The sequence below is a fragment of the Paraburkholderia sp. BR10882 genome, from assembly GCF_040948855.1.
GTDB lineage: Bacteria > Pseudomonadota > Gammaproteobacteria > Burkholderiales > Burkholderiaceae > Paraburkholderia > Paraburkholderia nodosa_A.
This window is the reverse complement of the sequence record NZ_JBFPKP010000060.1, coordinates 1-1076: the sequence shown is the minus strand read 5'-3', so window position 1 is coordinate 1076 and position 1076 is coordinate 1. Positions and strand designations below refer to the sequence as shown.

Genomic DNA, 1076 nt, shown 5'->3' with positions numbered 1-1076 from the left:
GCCTAACTGACGAACCGTCGCGGTGAGGCGCTTTCCAAGCTTCAAGTAGAGTTTGACCGCTCGGATGCGTTCTTCGTATGAATACATGGACCAGCTCCTAATAGTCCAAGAATTCCGCCGCACCCCCTTCTGGCTCATTAGTGATGTCCGATTCCTGCCCTGGTTGAGGCGCACGAGCGGCTAGTGATCCGGTACCGGGAATCTGGCGCGACCGGGCTGACGTCGCGCAAGCGCGGTCGCCCCGGGAATCGCCGACTGGATGTCGAGTTGGCCCGACGGGCGCTGACGATTATCCGGGACCGTTACGCCGATTTTGGACCGACGCTGGCTGCCGAGAAGCTGTGGGAATGCCACGGCCTGCGGCTGGCGAAGGAAACGGTGAGGAAGCTCATGACGGACGCCGGACTGTGGGTGCCTCGCCGGCAGCGGCCACCGAAGGTGTATCAGCCAAGGGCACGGCGTGCACCAGCCCATAGCCGAGATCGTCTAGGATCGCATTGAGCAACGCCACCGGCGAAGGAAAATAGTGCCTCGGGTACCGGCCGACCGTCACACCGAAATGTGAACGGAAGAACACGTCATGCAGGGCGTCCTTCCGGTCAAACAGGATGGCGGTGGCCTTGAGCGCGCCCGGCAAGGTCAGGCCACCGGCGAAATATTCGCGCGCGAAACATAACGTCCCGTACCGTCCGTAATGGCTGACTCGAAATCCTCTCCTCGGGTCGGGTGCCAGCCAGTCCTGGACCATACGTCTCAACGACACTCCCGAAATCGCCATAAGTTCCTCCATCATTTCGACGGCGACGGTACTGCGCCCCTGAAGATCAACAGTCGTTAACACGCGGTTGATAGCGCCACCAAGACCTAGACTTACTTGGGACTTGCGTTTCCGCGCTTCGGCGGCACATCGGTGCAGACGCCCTCGTACAGCTCGGCGGCCATGCCGATTGACTCGCCCAGCGTCGGGTGCGGGTGAATCGTCTTGCCGATGTCGGTCGCATCCGCGCCCATTTCCACCGCGAGGCAGACTTCGCTGATGAGGTCGCCCGCGTTCAGGCCGACGATGCCGCCGCCGA

General features: G+C 61.9%; 3 pseudogenes. 1 reads left to right on the top strand and 2 read right to left on the bottom strand.

Going from position 1 to position 1076, the window contains the following annotated elements:
- Positions 1 to 174: 174 nt before the first annotated feature.
- Positions 175 to 453: pseudogene (locus AB3X99_RS40890) on the top strand (helix-turn-helix domain-containing protein); the annotation flags it as partial.
- A gap of 1 nt (position 454) precedes the next feature.
- On the opposite strand, the pseudogene AB3X99_RS40885 reads toward AB3X99_RS40890, so the two are convergent.
- Together AB3X99_RS40885 and AB3X99_RS40880 are read right to left on the bottom strand one after the other, a co-directional pair.
- Positions 455 to 670: pseudogene (locus tag AB3X99_RS40885) on the bottom strand (LysR family transcriptional regulator); the annotation flags it as partial.
- Between the two features lie 200 nt (positions 671 to 870).
- A pseudogene (locus AB3X99_RS40880) lies at positions 871 to 1076 on the bottom strand (dihydrolipoyl dehydrogenase); the annotation flags it as partial.